Annotated in this window: 12 protein-coding genes; 6 read left to right on the forward strand and 6 right to left on the reverse strand. The window is 67.0% G+C overall.

Annotated features, from left to right (window positions below; genetic code table 11):
- Positions 1–10: 10 nt before the first annotated feature.
- Entirely contained in the window at positions 11–2032 is a 2022-nt protein-coding gene (locus QT386_RS02735) for an acetoacetate--CoA ligase (protein ID WP_289272199.1), read from the forward strand.
- Between the two features lie 134 nt (positions 2033–2166).
- Here the strand turns inward: QT386_RS02735 and QT386_RS02740 are convergent, their stop codons facing one another.
- The 4 genes from QT386_RS02740 to QT386_RS02755 all read right to left on the reverse strand — a co-directional run bounded on the left by QT386_RS02740 (position 2167) and on the right by QT386_RS02755 (position 8211).
- Entirely contained in the window at positions 2167–3714 is a 1548-nt protein-coding gene (locus QT386_RS02740; protein WP_289272200.1) for a LuxR C-terminal-related transcriptional regulator, read from the reverse strand.
- Positions 3711–4850: a hypothetical protein gene (locus tag QT386_RS02745; protein ID WP_289272201.1), complete on the reverse strand. Its 1140-nt coding sequence runs from the start codon at positions 4848–4850 to the stop codon at positions 3711–3713. The genes QT386_RS02740 and QT386_RS02745 overlap by 4 nt, the downstream gene beginning before the upstream one ends.
- Before the next feature lie 144 nt (positions 4851–4994).
- Entirely contained in the window at positions 4995–6353 is a 1359-nt protein-coding gene (locus QT386_RS02750; RefSeq protein ID WP_289272202.1) for a DUF1329 domain-containing protein, read from the reverse strand.
- 22 nt (positions 6354–6375) lie between these two features.
- Positions 6376–8211 (reverse strand): DUF1302 domain-containing protein, encoded by a 1836-nt coding sequence (locus tag QT386_RS02755; protein WP_289272203.1) that lies wholly within the window; start codon positions 8209–8211, stop codon positions 6376–6378.
- Positions 8212–8696: 485 nt separating this feature from the next.
- Between QT386_RS02755 and QT386_RS02760 the strand changes: the two genes are divergently transcribed.
- From QT386_RS02760 to QT386_RS02770, 3 genes are read left to right on the forward strand one after another with little or no spacing between them, the layout of a single operon-like run.
- Positions 8697–10145: a carotenoid oxygenase family protein gene (locus QT386_RS02760; protein WP_289272204.1), complete on the forward strand. Its 1449-nt coding sequence runs from the start codon at positions 8697–8699 to the stop codon at positions 10143–10145.
- 5 nt (positions 10146–10150) lie between these two features.
- A complete protein-coding gene (locus QT386_RS02765; RefSeq protein WP_367401377.1) occupies positions 10151–11359 on the forward strand; it encodes an acetyl-CoA acetyltransferase in 1209 nt (402 codons plus the stop codon).
- Positions 11356–12372, forward strand: coding sequence for a helix-turn-helix domain-containing protein (locus QT386_RS02770; RefSeq protein ID WP_289272206.1), 1017 nt, complete (start codon positions 11356–11358; stop codon positions 12370–12372). The genes QT386_RS02765 and QT386_RS02770 overlap by 4 nt, the downstream gene beginning before the upstream one ends.
- A 7-nt stretch (positions 12373–12379) precedes the next feature.
- On the opposite strand, the gene QT386_RS02775 is transcribed toward QT386_RS02770, so the two are convergent.
- Positions 12380–12847, reverse strand: a complete 468-nt coding sequence (locus tag QT386_RS02775) for a DUF2214 family protein (RefSeq protein WP_289272207.1) — start codon at positions 12845–12847, stop codon at positions 12380–12382.
- Between the two features lie 94 nt (positions 12848–12941).
- On the opposite strand from QT386_RS02775, the gene QT386_RS02780 reads away from it, so the two are divergent.
- Positions 12942–13625 (forward strand): YoaK family protein, encoded by a 684-nt coding sequence (locus QT386_RS02780; protein ID WP_289272208.1) that lies wholly within the window; start codon positions 12942–12944, stop codon positions 13623–13625.
- 34 nt (positions 13626–13659) lie between these two features.
- Here the strand turns inward: QT386_RS02780 and QT386_RS02785 are convergent, their stop codons facing one another.
- Positions 13660–14268: an OmpW family protein gene (locus QT386_RS02785; RefSeq protein WP_289272209.1), complete on the reverse strand. Its 609-nt coding sequence runs from the start codon at positions 14266–14268 to the stop codon at positions 13660–13662.
- Positions 14269–14387: 119 nt separating this feature from the next.
- On the opposite strand from QT386_RS02785, the gene QT386_RS02790 reads away from it, so the two are divergent.
- Positions 14388–15290 (forward strand): universal stress protein, encoded by a 903-nt coding sequence (locus QT386_RS02790; RefSeq protein WP_289272210.1) that lies wholly within the window; start codon positions 14388–14390, stop codon positions 15288–15290.
- Positions 15291–15364 lie beyond the last annotated feature (74 nt).

Raw genomic sequence — 15364 nt, forward strand, 5'->3', positions numbered from 1 at the left:
CAGCCGAGCCATGGCCGCATTGGCTGAAACGCCGCGCGGGGTCGTCGAGGGCGATCTGCTCTGGACGCCCCCTGCGGCCTACTGCGCGTTGTCTGGCGTCGAGCGCTTCCGCCACTGGGTCAATGCCCGCAACGGACTGGACCTGGAGGACTACGAAGCGCTGCGACGCTGGTCGGTGGACGAGCTGGAGCAGTTCTGGGCAGCCTGCTGGGACTACTTCGACATCCGCTCGGAGACACCGTACCTGCGCGTGCTGGACCGGCAGACCCTGCCCGGCGCGCGCTGGTTCGAGGGTGCGCGGCTGAACTATGCCGAGCATCTGCTGCGGCGCGAGGCCGATCATCCCGAGGCGGTGGTGTTCCACCACTCCTCGGAGCTGCGCGCACCGGCGACGATGCGCTGGGACGAGCTGGGCGGCCAGGTGCGGATCCTGGCCGAGCAGATGCGCAAGCTGGGCGTGGGCCCCGGCGACCGTGTGGCGAGCTACATGCCCAACGTGCCCGAGACCGCCATCGCCATGCTGGCAACCACGGCCATCGGCGCGATCTGGGCGGCGGCCTCGCCGGAGTTCGGTGCGCGCGCGGTGATCGACCGTTTCGCGCAGATCAAGCCCAAGCTGCTGTTCGCGGTGGACGGCTACCGCTTCGCCGGGCAGGAGTTTCCGCGCGAGGGCGAGGTGCAGCAGATCCTGGGCAGCCTCGACAGCCTGCAGCACACGGTCTGGCTTACCTATCTTCACCCGGACCGCCCGCCGCCGGCGGGCACGATCCCCTGGGAAAAGCTGCTGGACCAGCCCGAGGTGCCGCGCAGCGGCTTCCGCTACGAGCGCGTCGGCTACGATCATCCGCTGTGGATCCTGTTCAGCTCCGGCACCACCGGCCTGCCCAAGGCGGTGGTGCACAGCCACGTCGGCGTGCTGCTGGAGCACTGCAAGGTCGGCGCCTTCCACCTCGGCCTGCGCGCCGGATCGAGGCCGTTCTTCTATTCGACCACCGGCTGGATGATGTGGAACATCCTGCTGGCCAGCCTGCTGCAGGATGCCGCGCCGGTGCTGTACGACGGCTCGCCGATCGCACCGGACTCCGGCGTGCTGTGGCGCATCGCCGAGCAGGCGCGGGTCACGCACCTGGGCATCAGCCCCGGCTTCGTGCAGGTGATGCAGAAGGATCGGTTGCGACCGCGGCTGCAATACCCGCTCAAGGACCTGGAGATGATCCTGCTGGCGGGGTCGCCCTCCACGCCGGAGACCTTCTCCTGGCTGTATGAGGAGGTGAAACCCGATCTCTGGGTGACCTCGCAGAGCGGCGGCACCGAGATCGCCTCCGCCTTCGTCGGCGCCAGCCCCACGCTGCCGGTGCATGCCGGCGAGATCCAGGCGCGCTCGCTGGGCATGGACGTACACGTCTGGGATGAGCAGGGCCAGGAGCTGGACGGGCAGGTGGGCGAGCTGGTGGTGACCAAACCCTTCCCGTCGATGCCGCTACGTTTCTGGAACGACGAGGGGGACAAGCGCTACCGCGAGTCCTACTTCTCCACCTGGCCCGGTGTCTGGCGCCACGGTGATTTCATCCGCATCAATGAGCGTGGCGGCTGCTACATCCTGGGTCGCTCCGACTCCATGCTGAATCGCTATGGTGTCTGCATTGGCACGGCGGAGGTCTACCGCAGCGTCGAGCGCATGGAAGAGGTGCTGGACAGCCTGATTGTCTGCTGCGAGCTGGCCGGCGGGCGCTTCTTCATGCCGATGTTCATCAAGCTGCGCCCGGGCGCCGTGCTGGACGAGGAACTGCGCAACCGCATCGCCCGCCGCCTGCGTGTCGATTGCAGCCCGCGTCACGTGCCGGACCAGATGTATCGGGTCGATGACATCCCTTACACGCTGACCGGCAAGAAGATGGAAGTGCCGGTGCGCAAGATCTTGGTCGGCTGGCCGCTGGAAAAGGCCGCGAGCCGCGATGCGATGCTGAACCCGGCGGCGATCGACTGGTTCGTGTGGTTCAGGGAGAAGAATCGGGTGATGTTGAGTAGCTAGCTCGTTCCCACGCCGACAGGGATTCTTCGTAGGAGCGGCCGTTGGCCGCGAGATCGCTGCGCTACGATGAGCTATGGATCGCGGCTAACGGCCGCTCCTACGAGTCTGTCATCTGCCTGTGGGAGCCGGAATCCCTACAGCAACCCCATCTGCCTTGCGGCATTGATCGCCTGCAGGCGACTGGCCACGGCGAGCTTCGAGTAGATGTTCTTCAGGTGGAACTTCACCGTGTTCTCGGACACGAAGATGCGCCGCGCCATCTCCTTGTTGGACACGCCGTTGGCGAGGTAGACCAGGATCTGCTTCTCGCGATCGGTCAACGGCTCCAGGGGCTGGAAGCCGCTGTCGGCGGGGCGGGAGACGACGTCGGCATGCTGGCCGGCGGCATCCAGCAGGCGTACCACGAAGGCGCGCAGCGCCGCGGCTTCCGGGGCGCTGTTGCCGGCGAGCGCGGTATGTTCGTCGCGCAGCAGGGGCAGGATCTTCTCGCCCTCGTCCAGGAACAGGCGCAGGAAGCCGCCGGGCTCGGCCAGCTGCAGGGCGCGGTGCAGGCTGCGATGGGCGTGGTTCTCGTTGCCCTTGATGCGCTGGGCCAGGGCGTCCAGTACCAGAAGCTTGATCTGTCGGTAGCTGCGGCCCTGGCGCTGGGCCACGGCCAGCTCGGTGGCGAGCTGGGCCAGCGCGGTGTCCACGTTGCCGCTGTGGAGGGCCACGCGGATGGCGCCGATGGCGTCGCCCTCGGTGGCCTCGGTATAGATCATCGAGCCTTCCGGCAGGGCGAATTCCGGCTGGCGCGGGATGCGGCTGGCGATGGCCTGGGCGCGGTCGATCTCGCCGGCCAGCAGCAGGCGCCGCACGCGCTCCCAGCTGACGATGCGCATCAGGCGCGGCCAGCCGGCGGTGTGGGCGATCTGCTCGGCCTCGGCCAGGATTTCCTCGGTGCGGTTGGGGCGGCCGCGCACCTCCTGGATGCGTGCCATGGCGATGTAGCCCGGCACCATGAAGTCCAGCAGCACGCCGTCGGCGATCACGTCGTGGAACTGCGTGAACATGGACTCCGCGGTGTCCAGGTCGTTGCTCTCGTAGAGCGCGCTGATGAAGCAGGACACCAGCGAGCCGGTGGCGAAGGGCTTCTCCAGGTCCAGGTGGTGGGCCGACATGCCGCTGCGGTAGCGCGCCAGGGCCTCGGCCAGTCGGCCCTGCATCACCAGGTTCATGCCGCCCACGGCCACGGTGTAGCCGCCGCTGAAGGCGGCCTCGCCGCGCTCACCGTAGCTGCGGGCGATGTTGAGCAACTCGCTGGCCTTGTCGAAGTCGCCGGCGCAGAGCGCGCGGTAGCCGGCGACGTTGGCTGCGGCGCCGAGCTCGAAGGCGCGGAAGCCCACCGGCTGCTGGCCTGTGATGGGGATCTGGTCCACCTGGGCGAAGGCGCGCGGCATGTCGTCCAGCACCAGCGCCAGCATCGAGCGCGCCACCAGGGTGTCGGCTTCCTGCGAGACCTCTTCCAGCGTGCTGAGGATCGGCCGCAGCTTGTGGTGGCGGCGCAGGAAGATCAGCGCCCAGGCGATCTTGATGGCCAGTTCCGGGCGACTGGCGATCTGGTCCAGGGGCAGGTTGTCGGACCAGCGCTCCATGGTCACCAGGTTGGCGTCGGCGATCAGCCGGTCCGCCCAGACGTTCATGATGTCGGTGGCGAAGGCGTAGTTGCGCGCAGCGATGGCGTGGTGCAGCGCGTCCTCGTGCAGCCGTGGCCGTGGAACCAGTCGGCGGCACGCTGATGCACCTCCAGTACGGCCTCGGGTTCCTCGCTGCGCACCTGCTCAGCCAGGAAGGACGAGAACAGGGTGTGGTACTTGAACCAGCAGAGGTCGGAATCCAGGCTGCGCAGGAACAGTCCGGAGCGTTCCAGGAACAGCAGGATGCTCTGCGAGTCCTGCCAGCCGGTGACGTGATCGCAGAGGTCGGCCGACAGGCGCGTCAGCACCGAGCTGCGCCGCAGGAACTCCTGCACGCGGGGGGTCTGCAGGGTCAGCACGTTGTCGGCCAGGTACTCGGCCAGCTCGCGCGGCTTGTAGCCGGACATACCGGTCAGGCTGCGGCGGACCGAGGGGCTGGCCAGGGACAGTCGGAACAGCTGTAGCGCCGCCGGCCAGCCTTCGGTTTGCCGGTAGATGGCATCGAGTTCCTGCGGGTTCACGCCAAGATCGCGGGCCTGCGAGAAGAACTGATGGGCCTCGTCATGGGTGAAGCGCAGGTCGTCGGCGCGCAGCACCAGGGCCTGGTTGTTGACCATCAGCCGTGCCAGGCCGATCTCCGGCAGGGCGCGGGAGCCGATGAAGATGGTGACGTTCTCCGGGATGCGCTCCAGCAGGTCGCGGAAGGCGGTCAGCACGCCGCGGCTGTTGAGCACCTGGAATTCGTCGAAGAACAGGCGCACCGGCCGGTCGAACTGCACCAACTGGGTGGACATCCAGTCGGACAGGCGGCGGCGCGTGCCAGGCGTGGTGTCGGCGGCATCCTGGCTGCCCAGGCTTTCCACCAGGGCCTGCATGTGCACCGTGAAACGGCGCATGTCGTTGTCGGCTTCGTCGAAGGCCAGCCACCCGGTCAGGGCACCCTGTTGATCGGCCAGGCTCTTGGCCTGCTGCAGCAGTGTGGACTTGCCGTGCCCGGCCGGTGCCTGCACCACCACCACGCCGTAACCCGGCTGACGGAACAGGCGCTCCAGCAGCTCCCGGCGGTGGATCGCACCGGGATACGAGGGAGGGGCGAAGAACTTGTGGGTGAAGACTTCGGCCGGGGGCGTGACAGCGTCCATGTCGCCGTTCTATGCCTTGTCGCGTCGGGGTAATTGAATGCTGCGACTATAGCCTAGCGGAGCCCCCGAAGAACCTTGCAGTGCACAAAAAATCGGGGCGCGACTCGCGTCGCGCCCCAGGTGCCAAAATGTCAGTGAAATGCCTTAGCGCGTGCCCTTGCTGCGCAGGGCGTCCGGCGTGAAGTCGGCCGGGGTACGGTTGACCGGCTTGTAGAGGACGTTCTCCTCGTTGAACAGCTGCATGGCGATGTAGCGGCCCGACTGCAGGTCGTGGTGCACCTCGGGGCCGGGGCCCAGGAACGGCACGTCGTAGTACTGGATGCGGTGCATCTCACTCACGCGCCACAGCTGGTCACGGTTGTCGTACTTGTCGGACACGGCCACGGTCCAGCTGTCCTCGTCCAGGTACATGGTGCGGCGCTTGTACACGTGCGAGGTGCCGGGCTTGAGCGTGGCTTCCACCACCCAGACGCGGTGCAGCTCATAGCGTGCATGGTCACCGTTGATGTGGCCGGGCTTCAGGACTTCCTTCAGCTTGAGCGAGGGACCGTTGAGCTTGTAGCCGTTGTAGGGGATGAACATCTCCTTCTTGCCCACCAGCTTCCAGTCGTAGCGATCCGTCGCACCGTTGAACATGTTGAAGTCGTCGTTGGTGCGCAGGCCGTCCGAGGCAGTACCCGGGTTGTCATAGGCCACGCTCGGAGCCAGGCGCACGCGGCGCTGTCCCGGGCTGTAGGTCCATGCCTTGCGCGGCTGGGTCACCTGGTCGGCGTATTCGTGCACCAGCAGGATGCCGCCCGCCAGACGCGGCGGGTCCTTGATGATCTGCAGGAAGTAGAACAGCAGGTTGCCTTCGCGCTGTGCCGGCGTCTTCTTCTGGTTTCCGTACGTGAAGTCGTACTCGTAGTCGAAGCGCACCAGGTTGAAGTCACCGCCCTGCGTGACCGGTGCCTGCGCCCAGGACGTGGCGTAGGTATCACCCTTGTAGATCGTCAGGTGGTTCCAGATCGCTTCCTGTCCGTTCTTCGGGATCGGGAAGGGCGTGCCGTCGCTGCTGCCGGTGAAGCCGTTGCCGCCGCCGACCAGGTTGACCTTGGTGGCGTTGGCAATGGACTCGTCGTACCACTTCTGCGGATAGCCGGCGCTGCGGCGTGTCGGGTAGACCACCATCTTCCAGTCGGCGTAGCGCTTCAGCAGCGCGATCTGGCCGGGAGAGAGCTTGTCCTTGTACTGCTCGGCATTGGCGGCGGTGATGGTGAACAGCGGCTTGTCGCTGGAGTAGGGATCCGGATAGTGGCCGCCCGGCTTGAAGCCCGGCTGCGCCTTCACCAGGCCGCCGTCCCAGGCAGGAATGCTGCCGTCCTTGTTTCCGGCCTTCTCGGCCCCGATGGGGGTCAGCGTCTTGCCGAGTGCGGCGGCTTCATCGGCGGACACCGCGGCCTGCGCGGTGCCGGCGAAGAAGGCCAGAGCCATCAGGCTCGTCTTAATCATCTTGTGCTTCATGAAATTCTCCTTGTGTCCTCGCTCAGAACGCGTACGAGACGCTGAGAGCGAGGAAGTCACGATCCTTGAGGGGATTGGCGCTGCTGGCGTAGCTGCCGGCATTGTCCGTGCCCGAATAGGTGCGCCCGCCGAAGAAGCTGGTGTAGGCCAGGTCAGCCTGCCAGCGCTGCAGGTAGTTCAGACCCAGGCCGAGTGTCACGGCCTTGGTGTCCTGGTTGAAGGTAGGACCGACGCCGTTGACATCGTGTGCGAACACGATGCGGGGCGTCAGGCCGGCAGCGCCAATCACGTTTTCATATTCGAGACGGCCTACCAGACGGTAGCCCCAGGAACTTTCGTCGGCATAGCCTTCGCCGGCCTGTGTAGCACCCTGAGTCACTGCCGCCAGCGGTCCGGTGGGGCCGTACGATGCGTCAGAAGGTAGGTTGGTTCCTGGTCCATTGAACAGCATGCCGTCCGGCAATTCGAGGTGGGTGAAGCCGGCATCGGCAATCAGGGCAAATTGCTGCGCCCCAAAAGTTGGCCCGAATGCCTTGGTCGCCGTTGCCTGAATCTGGTGCATCGGCACCCGCTTGTAACCCTGGATGATCGTTCCCTGCGGCACCAGCGCCGCTACGGGCGTAGCGCCCTGGAAGCCGCGGCCCGTGATGTCATTCGGCAGACCCAGAACGGCCAGCACGATCTCCACGTCTTCGCGCTGCAGAGGCTGGTTTGGACGATACGAATATTCGCCCTGCAGGGCGACGCCGAACGGTCCGTTGGTGTTGAAGCTGAGGCCATAGAGATCAATGTCCTCCGGATACTCCGCGAAGTAGAAGGCAGAACCACCGGGACCTCCTGGGGTTGTGCTAGGTGCAGACTGCGCATTCGTGAACAGGCCAAAGCGGTTGGTGGCTGCCGGCGCCAGAGGATCCGCACGTACGCCCGATACCAACGGGGTACGACTGTGATAGCGCAGGTAGTAAAGGCCGAACTCTGTGCTGTTCAGGGCTTCCGCCAGATAACGGAAGGAGATGCCGTACTGCGAGCTCTGGTTATCCGGATTCTGATCGGCTTGGCGGACGCCCCAAGATTGCGCGCCGGGTGGCGAACGCTCGTCAGGGCCTCGACCAAAGCCAGCAAAGACCTGCGTGGCGTCGTCGGACAGCACGTCGGTATTGGAGAAGAAAGCGCCCTTCGGATCGATCTCAGTCTTGTCCCAGGAAAGAATCCACAGCAGTTCTGCGCTGAGGGAGTCGGTCAGGGAGATGGACGACCATGCGATCGGCAGCGGCAGCAGCGCCTCCTTGATTTCGGAGCCCGGCTGGCGCAGCTTGGAGACATCAACCGGGTTGATCGAATTGATGCCATTGGGGATGAAGGTGCTTTCGCCCCAACTCACTACTTGCCGCCCAAAGCGTGCGGAAACACTGCGCCCCGCCACATTGAAGTTGCCGTAGACGAAGAGATCGAGAAGGTCGAATTCCGCGCCCAGGCGGTCTTCACCGCGGCGGCCCAGCTTGTCCGAGTCATGGTTCTCGATGTCGTAGAAGTACGACACGCGGTTGAACAGACCGAAATTGCGCCAGGTCAATTCCAGGTCGTGCGTCGCCTTGATGGGCGCTGAGGTGACGTCACCCTTCTTGTAGTTCAGGTTGCCGTTGTCATCGTTGACGGAGCGGCCGACGCCGCCGTTGGCAATTCCGTATAAGGTTTCGTCCGGATCCTGCATGCGGATCTGGACACCGGCCGACAGGGTCGTATCGAAGCTACCCTGGATCTCGCCGGATTCGAACTTCAATGCTGAGGCCATGATCGGCACGGTCAGCATCACCCCGCCCGCGCCAAGGCGCAGGAGTCCTTTCACTCTCGACTTCATCGTTATCTCCTCTAGTGGCACCAAAGTGCCCGGCCCTCGCACAGGCCGGACGCAATCCTTCGTGGGGGTCTTGCGTCATGTGGCAGCCTCTGCTGTTGGGGACAGGGCTGCTCTTTACATTGAAATCGTTTCGAGTCCGGTCAAGGTACAAGACCTTGGCGGCTTGCGCCAGTGACTTCCTGCCGAGCACCGGTTCGGCGATTCGAAAGTCACGCCGCTGCGCATTCATGCGGACGTATTCCGGTACATCCAGGGGGCGATGCGCCGGACCGTAGCGGCAGCGCCGGTCGTTCCGTTCGCATCGCGCCCGATGGCGAATCCATTTCGCATCGAAGCTCCTTTCTCGCACTGGGAGAGGCCTCTGCCGGGCCGCTAACCGTGGAGTCAGCATACGCTTGCATAAAGAAACTCACAACCGTAGTCTGCTGCACATCAGCCGCCTTGCGGCACCGCAGCATTCCGCCGGAGAGCGGAGGGAGGAGAACATGGAGACGCCCGCCGCCGGTGCCGGGAGTGCTTCCGGAAACCCCAACGAGTTCAATCCTTACCTGCAGGGGCTCTACGCGCCCGTGGTACGCGAAGAAACCGTGCTGCACTGCGACATCGCCGGCGAGCTGCCGCGCGAGCTCTGGGGCGCCTATGTGCGCAACGGCCCCAACCCGGCGCAGGCCCCGCAGGGTCTGCATCACTGGTTCGACGGTGACGGCATGCTGCATGGTGTGTGGTTCGAGGACGGCCGTGCCGAATACCGCAGCCGCTACGTGCGCTCGTCGGATTTCGAGGCGGACCTGGCGGGGAGCTGCGGCGCCAGTGGCGTGATGCTGCCGGCGCATCGTGAGCGCGGCGGCACGGTGTACAAGGACACCGCCAACACCGACATCCTGCTGCACGGCGGCAGCCTGCTGGCGCTGTGGTACGTCAGCGGCACACCGGTGCGCGTCGATGCACGCACGCTGCAGACGCTGCGCGATGAGCGTTTCGACAGTCGCTTGCCGCGCCATGTCTCGGCGCACTCCAAGACCGATCCGGTCAGCGGCGAGTTCGTGTTCTTCGACTACGCGCTGTACGAGCCCTGGATGTCCTTCGGCGTGGTGGACCGTGAAGGACGCCTGCTGAACTTCGACAAGGTGGAGTTGCCGGGCCCGCGACTGCCACACGACATGGGCCTGACGGAGAACTACCTGATCCTGCACGATCTGCCGGTGGTGATGACCGAGCAGGGCCTGAAGCGCGGGCAATGGACCATCGAGCAGCGTCGCGACCAGCCGGCCCGCTTCGGCGTGGTACCGCGGCGCGGACGCGGCAGCCAGGTGCGCTGGTTCGAGACCGACCCCTGCTACATCTACCACGTGATCAATGCCTGGGAGGATGGCGACGAGGTCGTCATGCAGGCCTGCCGCATGGTGCCCAATGGCCTGGCGCCGAACCGCGCCTACGGCCCTTATGCACCGATGGTGGCAGTGCTGGCCTTGCATGCCGTGCCCTGGGAATGGCGCATGAACCTGAAGACCGGCGCCGTGCGCCAGCGCCAACTCGACGACCGCATCGGCGAATTCCCGATGGTGAACCTGGACCGTGCCGGCCGGCCGACGCAGTTCGGCTACGTCATGTCGATCGACACCGCCACCGATCTGCAGCGCTTCGACGGCATCCACAAGTACGACCTGCGCAGCGGCGCCTGCGAGACCTGGCGCTACGCGCCCGGCTGCTTCGGATCCGAGGCGGCATTCGCGCCGCGCATCGGCGCGACGGCGGAGGACGATGGCTGGCTGACGGTGTTCGTCACCGACGCCACCAGCGGCCGCAGCGAGGTGCAGGTGCTGGACGCGCGCGACATCGCGCTTGGTCCGGTGGCCACGGTGAAGCTGCCCTGCCGCGTGCCGGCGGGGTTCCACGCGACTTGGGCGCGCGGCGACCAGGTGCGGGCCGCGTGAGCGCGATCTGCATCCTCGGTGGTCACCAGACCGACTTCTCGCGCGTGTGGTCGCGCGAGGGGCGCGATCTCTCCGACATGATCCGCGAGGCCACCCACGGCGCGCTCGACGATGCCGGCATCGGTGCCGAGCAGGTGGAGTCGATCCACGTCGGCAATGCCTTCGGAGAGCTGCAGCGCCAGCAGGGGCACCTGGGCTCCATGGTGGCCCAGGTGGTGCCGGAGTTATGGGGACGTCCGGCGATGCGTCACGAGGGCGCCTGCGCCTCCGGCTCGCTCGCCATCCTGTCCGCCATGGCGGAGATCGAGGCCGGGCGCTACGACTGCGTGCTGGTGGTGGGCGTGGAAGAGCAGAAGAACCTGCCGGGCGACGAGGCCTCGCGCATCCAGAATTCCGCCGCCTGGCAGGGGCGGGAGAACATCCCCTGTCGCTTCATGTGGCCCGCCGTGTTCGGGCGGCTGGCGCAGGAGTACGAGGAACGCTATGGCCTGGACCGGCGCCATCTCAATGCCATCTCGCAGCTCAATTACGCCAACGCCCGGCGCAATCCCAAGGCGCAGACGCGACGCTGGCAGTTCGCGCCCGAGGCTTTCCACGACGACGATTCCGCCAACCCGGTGATCGAGCCCGGCGTGCGTCGGCAGGACTGCGCGCAGATCACCGATGGCGCCTGCGCGGTGCTGCTGGCCACTCCGCAATGTGCGACCGAACTGGGCCTGGACCCGTGGCGGTTGCCGCGCATCCTCGGTTGGGGTCACCGCAACGCCGGCCTGCGCCTGCTCGACAAGCTCGAACGCAGCCGCGGCCAGGACTACGTCTTTCCGGATGTGCGCGCCACGATCCTGGACGCCTTCCGCCGCGCCGGCTTGCCCGGCGTGCAGGCGCTGGACGGCATCGAGACGCATGACTGCTTCACCAGCACCGAGTACATGGCCATTGACCACTTCGGCCTGACGCCGCCGGGGCAGAGCTGGCGCGCAGTGGAGGACGGCACCATCGCCCCCGGCGGTGCATGCCCGGTCAATATGTCCGGCGGGCTGATCGGCGGCGGCCATCCGGTGGGCGCCACCGGCGTGCGCATGCTGCTGGATGCCGGGCGGCAGGTCATGGACCAGGCGAGCGAGATGCAGATCCCCGGCGCGCGCCGCATCGGCACGCTCAACATCGGCGGCTCCTGCGCCACCACGGTCAGCTTCGTCGTCGGCCGGCCTTGAACGCCCGGTCCATCGCCCCGCCCCGCCAGGTGGGAGCGCCGAACCTCTCGGTACAGGCGCATTCGGTCTCGCGCGCGCTGAATCTGATCGGCGACCGTTGGACCTTGCTGCTGCTGTACTGCCTGTTCCTGGGCCAGGGTCGCTTCAGCGATCTGCTGGAGATGACCGGCATGGCGCGCAGCGTGCTGTCCAAGCGCCTGCGGCGCCTGGAAGAGGCCGGCCTGCTGCGCCGCCGCCGCTATCAGCAGCATCCACCCCGCGACGAGTACCTGCTGACCGAGCGCGGCGCCGATCTGCACGACGTCGCCTGCGCCGTCATCGCCTGGGATCGGCGTTGGCACTACGACGCACGCAGCCCCATGCACCGCCTGCGCCATGTCGGCTGCGGGCGCGAGTTCACGCCGCAGCAGCGCTGTGCCGCCTGCGGCGAGACTATCCACGCGCGCGAGGTGGAGTGGCGCGCCGGCCCCGGTGCCGGCCTGGACCCGCATCCCGGCGCGCGTGCGCACCGCCGCTCCAGCATCGCGGCAGAGGATATCGCCGCCACGCAGCCGCTGATGCAGCGCAGCTTCGAGATCCTGGGTGATCGCTGGACCGCAATGACGGTAGCCGCGGCCTTCTACCGCCACCGCCGCTTCGGCGAGTTCCAGGAGGCCTTGGGCATTGCCAGCAACATCCTCAGCGAGCGCCTGGCGAGGCTGGTGGAGCTGGAGGTGCTGGAGCGCGGCGACGAGGCGCGCGACGGCTACAGGCTTACCGACCAGGGGCTGGACCTGTTCCCCATCATCGTCGCCTTGCTCCGCTGGGGCGACCGCTGGCTCGCAGGCCGCAAGGGGCCGCCGCTACTGCTGTTCCATCGCAGCTGCGGGCAGCCGCTGGTGCCGGTGGTGGGCTGCGACCGCTGCGGGGAGGAAGTGGGGCAGGGGGAGATGCGCTTGAGTGGGGCGATGAGGAAGCGGCTATTGGGTGATGCTGCTTCTGCTCCCGCTCCTGCTGGCGGGAGAGGAAGCTGACGCGAAGCTACCCATGATGCCCATGCCCACGGGCCACCAGCGTGATCAGCAGCGCAATCAGCGCCACCAGCGTCAGCTGGATGTGAACCAGTGCCTTGGTCTTGCGCAGGTCGGCCTCGGCCGGCAGGCCGTTGCCGGCACCCAGTTGCTTGTTCCAGCGGATGAAACGCACGGTCGGGACCAGCGACACAAAGAAGGCGACGACGAAGGCGGTGATCACGCCGTGCATCAGGCCGTTGTGCCAGTACCAGTCGGCACCCTTGCCGCCGTGGTACATGCGCAGGATGCCGGTGACGAAGGTCAGCACGGCGGTGATGCCGTAGAAGCGGTCCACGCGCGGCAGCAGGCGCACGATGTCGCTGGAGGCGGGCAGGCGCAGCAGGTAGAGCTCGGCCACGGCGCCGCCGGCCATCATCAGCACGGCGAGGTAGTGGATCCAGGGCAGGATGACGGTGCTGGCGACGGTGGCGTCCATGTCGGGGCTTCCAGTAGGCAAGTAATGAATTCATTCTAGTGCCAACGCGGCCCAAAACACCGACAATGGCGGGGTTCGCAGGAGATCGGGTCCGGTGTTCACCAAACTCCCCCGCTGGGTCGAAGTCGGCGCCTTCTGGCTGGCCGCCATCGCCGGCGCGGTCAACGCCATCGGCCTGCTGGGATTCCGCCACCAGGCGGTGTCGCATCTCACGGGGACGTCCACCTGGCTGAGCCTGACGCTGGTCGGCGCGGACCTGGGGGAGAGCCTGCACCTGTTCGGCGTGTTGCTGGCCTTCGTACTCGGCGCGGCGCTGAGCGGGGTCATCATCGGCGATGCCGTGCTGCGCCTGGGGCGCCGCTATAGCGTGGCGCTGCTGATCGAGGCGGCGCTGCTACTGGCGGCGATGCTGGCGCTGATGCGTGGCTCCACCAGCGGCCATTTCCTGGCCTCCGCCGCCTGCGGCCTGCAGAACGGCATGGTCAGCACCTACAGCGGTGCGGCGATCCGCACCACGCACGTCTCCGGCCTGTTCACCGACCTCGGCACCATGCTCGGCGCGCGCCTGCGCGGCCATGCCATGGACCGGCGCAAGGCGGTGCTCTACCTGCTGCTGATCGTCGGCTTCATCCTCGGCGGCTGCGTGGGCGCCTTGGGCTTCCAGCAGATGCAGTTCGCGGCGCTGGCGATCCCGGCGGCGGGTGCGGCGGCACTGGCGCTGCTGTACTGGGTCTACCGCTATCGCAGCATGGCGGCGGGCAAGGCGGCGCAGCCCTGAGGGACCTGCGCCGGCCGTTCGCCAGGACGGCCGCTCAGCGGCCGCCGAAGTGGTAGCGGGCCGACAGGCCGACTGCCAGAGGGTCGATCTCGAAGGTGCCCAGCGACGCGCCGTCGAGCGTGCCATCGGTGTCGATATCCATGTAGCGCACATCCAGCGCCACACCCCAGCGATCATCGATGTCCCAGTCGATGCCGGCTACGGCGGCGAGCCCCAAGGACGGATCAAGCTTCAGCTTCTGGCCGGCGATGGGGCCCTGGGTGTCCTCGTCGAAGAAGATGGTGTAGTTCAGGCCGGCGCCGACATAGGGGTGCCAGGGGCCATTCACCGCCGGATACCAGACCAGGGACAGCGTCGGCGGCAGGTGCCGCGTGCTGGCCACCTCGGTGCCGTTGAGCTCCACCGCGTGCTTGAAGGGCACGGCCACCAGCAGGTCGATGGCCCATTGCGGCTGCAGGAAGTACTCGACGCTGGCGGTCAGGGATGCCGCCGCCTGTACCTCGAGCGTGTCATGGTTGTCCGACTTGGGGCTCACGTAGTGGATGCCACCGCGCAGCAGGACGTCGCCGGCCTCGTAGGCCTGCGTCGCCGGGGCCGCAGCAAGGGCGAGCGCGTAGAGCGCCACGGAAATCTTCGTTTGCATGTTGGTTCTCCGGTGTGTGCGGTGGCGATGCTGCGAGCACCGCCCGTCGCCGGCATTGACCCAGGTCAATGCAGCGGTGGTGCGTGCTGGAGATCGTGTCGCCAGCAACGGAGAACCCCATGACGCAGTTCCGCAGCCTGTACCTGCTGTCCGATCCACAGCGGCCGCATTCGCCCGCCTTCGAGCGCACTCGCGCGCTTGCCCTGGCCTCGGGCGCGCGCGTGCACATCGCCGCCTTCTGCTACAGCCGCGCCATCGCCGCCATCGCGCTGGTGAACCGCGCCGCCATGGAGCAGGCCCGCGACGGCTACCTGGCCGAAGCGCGGCGGGTCGTCGAGCAGCAGGCGGTTGATCTGCGCGAACTCGACCTGCAGGTGAGCAGCGCCGCCGACTGGGCTCATCCGGTCTTGCCCGAGATCCTCACTGGCCTGGCGGAGCAGCAGACGGACATTGCCATCGTCGATGCCATGGAGGAGGGACTGCCGCAGCGCCTGCTGGCGCATTCGCCGGACCAGCAGATGTTGCGTCGCTCACCGGTGCCGGTGATGCGGGTGACGCCGGGTGACCGGCCGTTGCCGCGCCGCGTCCTCGTGGCGGTGGACGTGCTGGAAGACCCCATGCTGAACCTGCGCCTGCTGCGCGATGCGGCGGCCTTTGCGCTGCAATGCGACGCGAGCCTGCAACTGGCCTACGTCAGCGAGCCCATCGCCCTGGTCGGCAGCGACATCATCGTCGGTGGCGGAACCAGCGAAATGCTGGAAGCCGAGGTGAGCCGTGTGCGGCGCGAGACCTTCGCGGCTTTTTCCGCCGATGCCCACGTGCCGGCGGAACTCGCGCACTTCCTGGAGGGGCCCGCGGCGCCGACGCTGTGCCGCTTTGCCAGCGAGCAGGGCTGCGACCTGATCGTGCTGGGGGTGACCGCGCGCGGACGGGTGGATCGCTGGCTGCTCGGCAGCACCGCCGAGCAGGTCCTGCGTCACGCGAGCTGCGGCGTGCTGGCCCTGCCCACCGGTACGGCCTGAGCCGGCGTTGACCTGGATCAACGCCGGCCCAGGCTGGTGCCGGTAGTCTCGCTTCCAGGCTTCCGGGGCCGCTG

Origin of the sequence: Solimonas sp. SE-A11, assembly GCF_030345715.1 — a bacterium.
Taxonomy (GTDB): domain Bacteria; phylum Pseudomonadota; class Gammaproteobacteria; order Nevskiales; family Nevskiaceae; genus Solimonas_A.

What these genes read in the sequence shown, in the direction of transcription:
- QT386_RS02790 (WP_289272210.1), top strand. Translation starts at nt 14,388, where the DNA reads ATGACGCAGTTCCGCAGCCTGTACCTGCTGTCCGATCCACAGCGGCCG.
- QT386_RS02760 (WP_289272204.1), top strand. Translation starts at nt 8,697, where the DNA reads ATGGAGACGCCCGCCGCCGGTGCCGGGAGTGCTTCCGGAAACCCCAAC.
- QT386_RS02775 (WP_289272207.1), bottom strand. Translation starts at nt 12,847, where the DNA reads ATGGACGCCACCGTCGCCAGCACCGTCATCCTGCCCTGGATCCACTAC.
- QT386_RS02745 (WP_289272201.1), bottom strand. Translation starts at nt 4,850, where the DNA reads ATGGACGCTGTCACGCCCCCGGCCGAAGTCTTCACCCACAAGTTCTTC.
- QT386_RS02755 (WP_289272203.1), bottom strand. Translation starts at nt 8,211, where the DNA reads ATGAAGTCGAGAGTGAAAGGACTCCTGCGCCTTGGCGCGGGCGGGGTG.
- QT386_RS02750 (WP_289272202.1), bottom strand. Translation starts at nt 6,353, where the DNA reads ATGAAGCACAAGATGATTAAGACGAGCCTGATGGCTCTGGCCTTCTTC.
- QT386_RS02740 (WP_289272200.1), bottom strand. Translation starts at nt 3,714, where the DNA reads ATGAACGTCTGGGCGGACCGGCTGATCGCCGACGCCAACCTGGTGACC.
- QT386_RS02785 (WP_289272209.1), bottom strand. Translation starts at nt 14,268, where the DNA reads ATGCAAACGAAGATTTCCGTGGCGCTCTACGCGCTCGCCCTTGCTGCG.
- QT386_RS02735 (WP_289272199.1), top strand. Translation starts at nt 11, where the DNA reads ATGGCCGCATTGGCTGAAACGCCGCGCGGGGTCGTCGAGGGCGATCTG.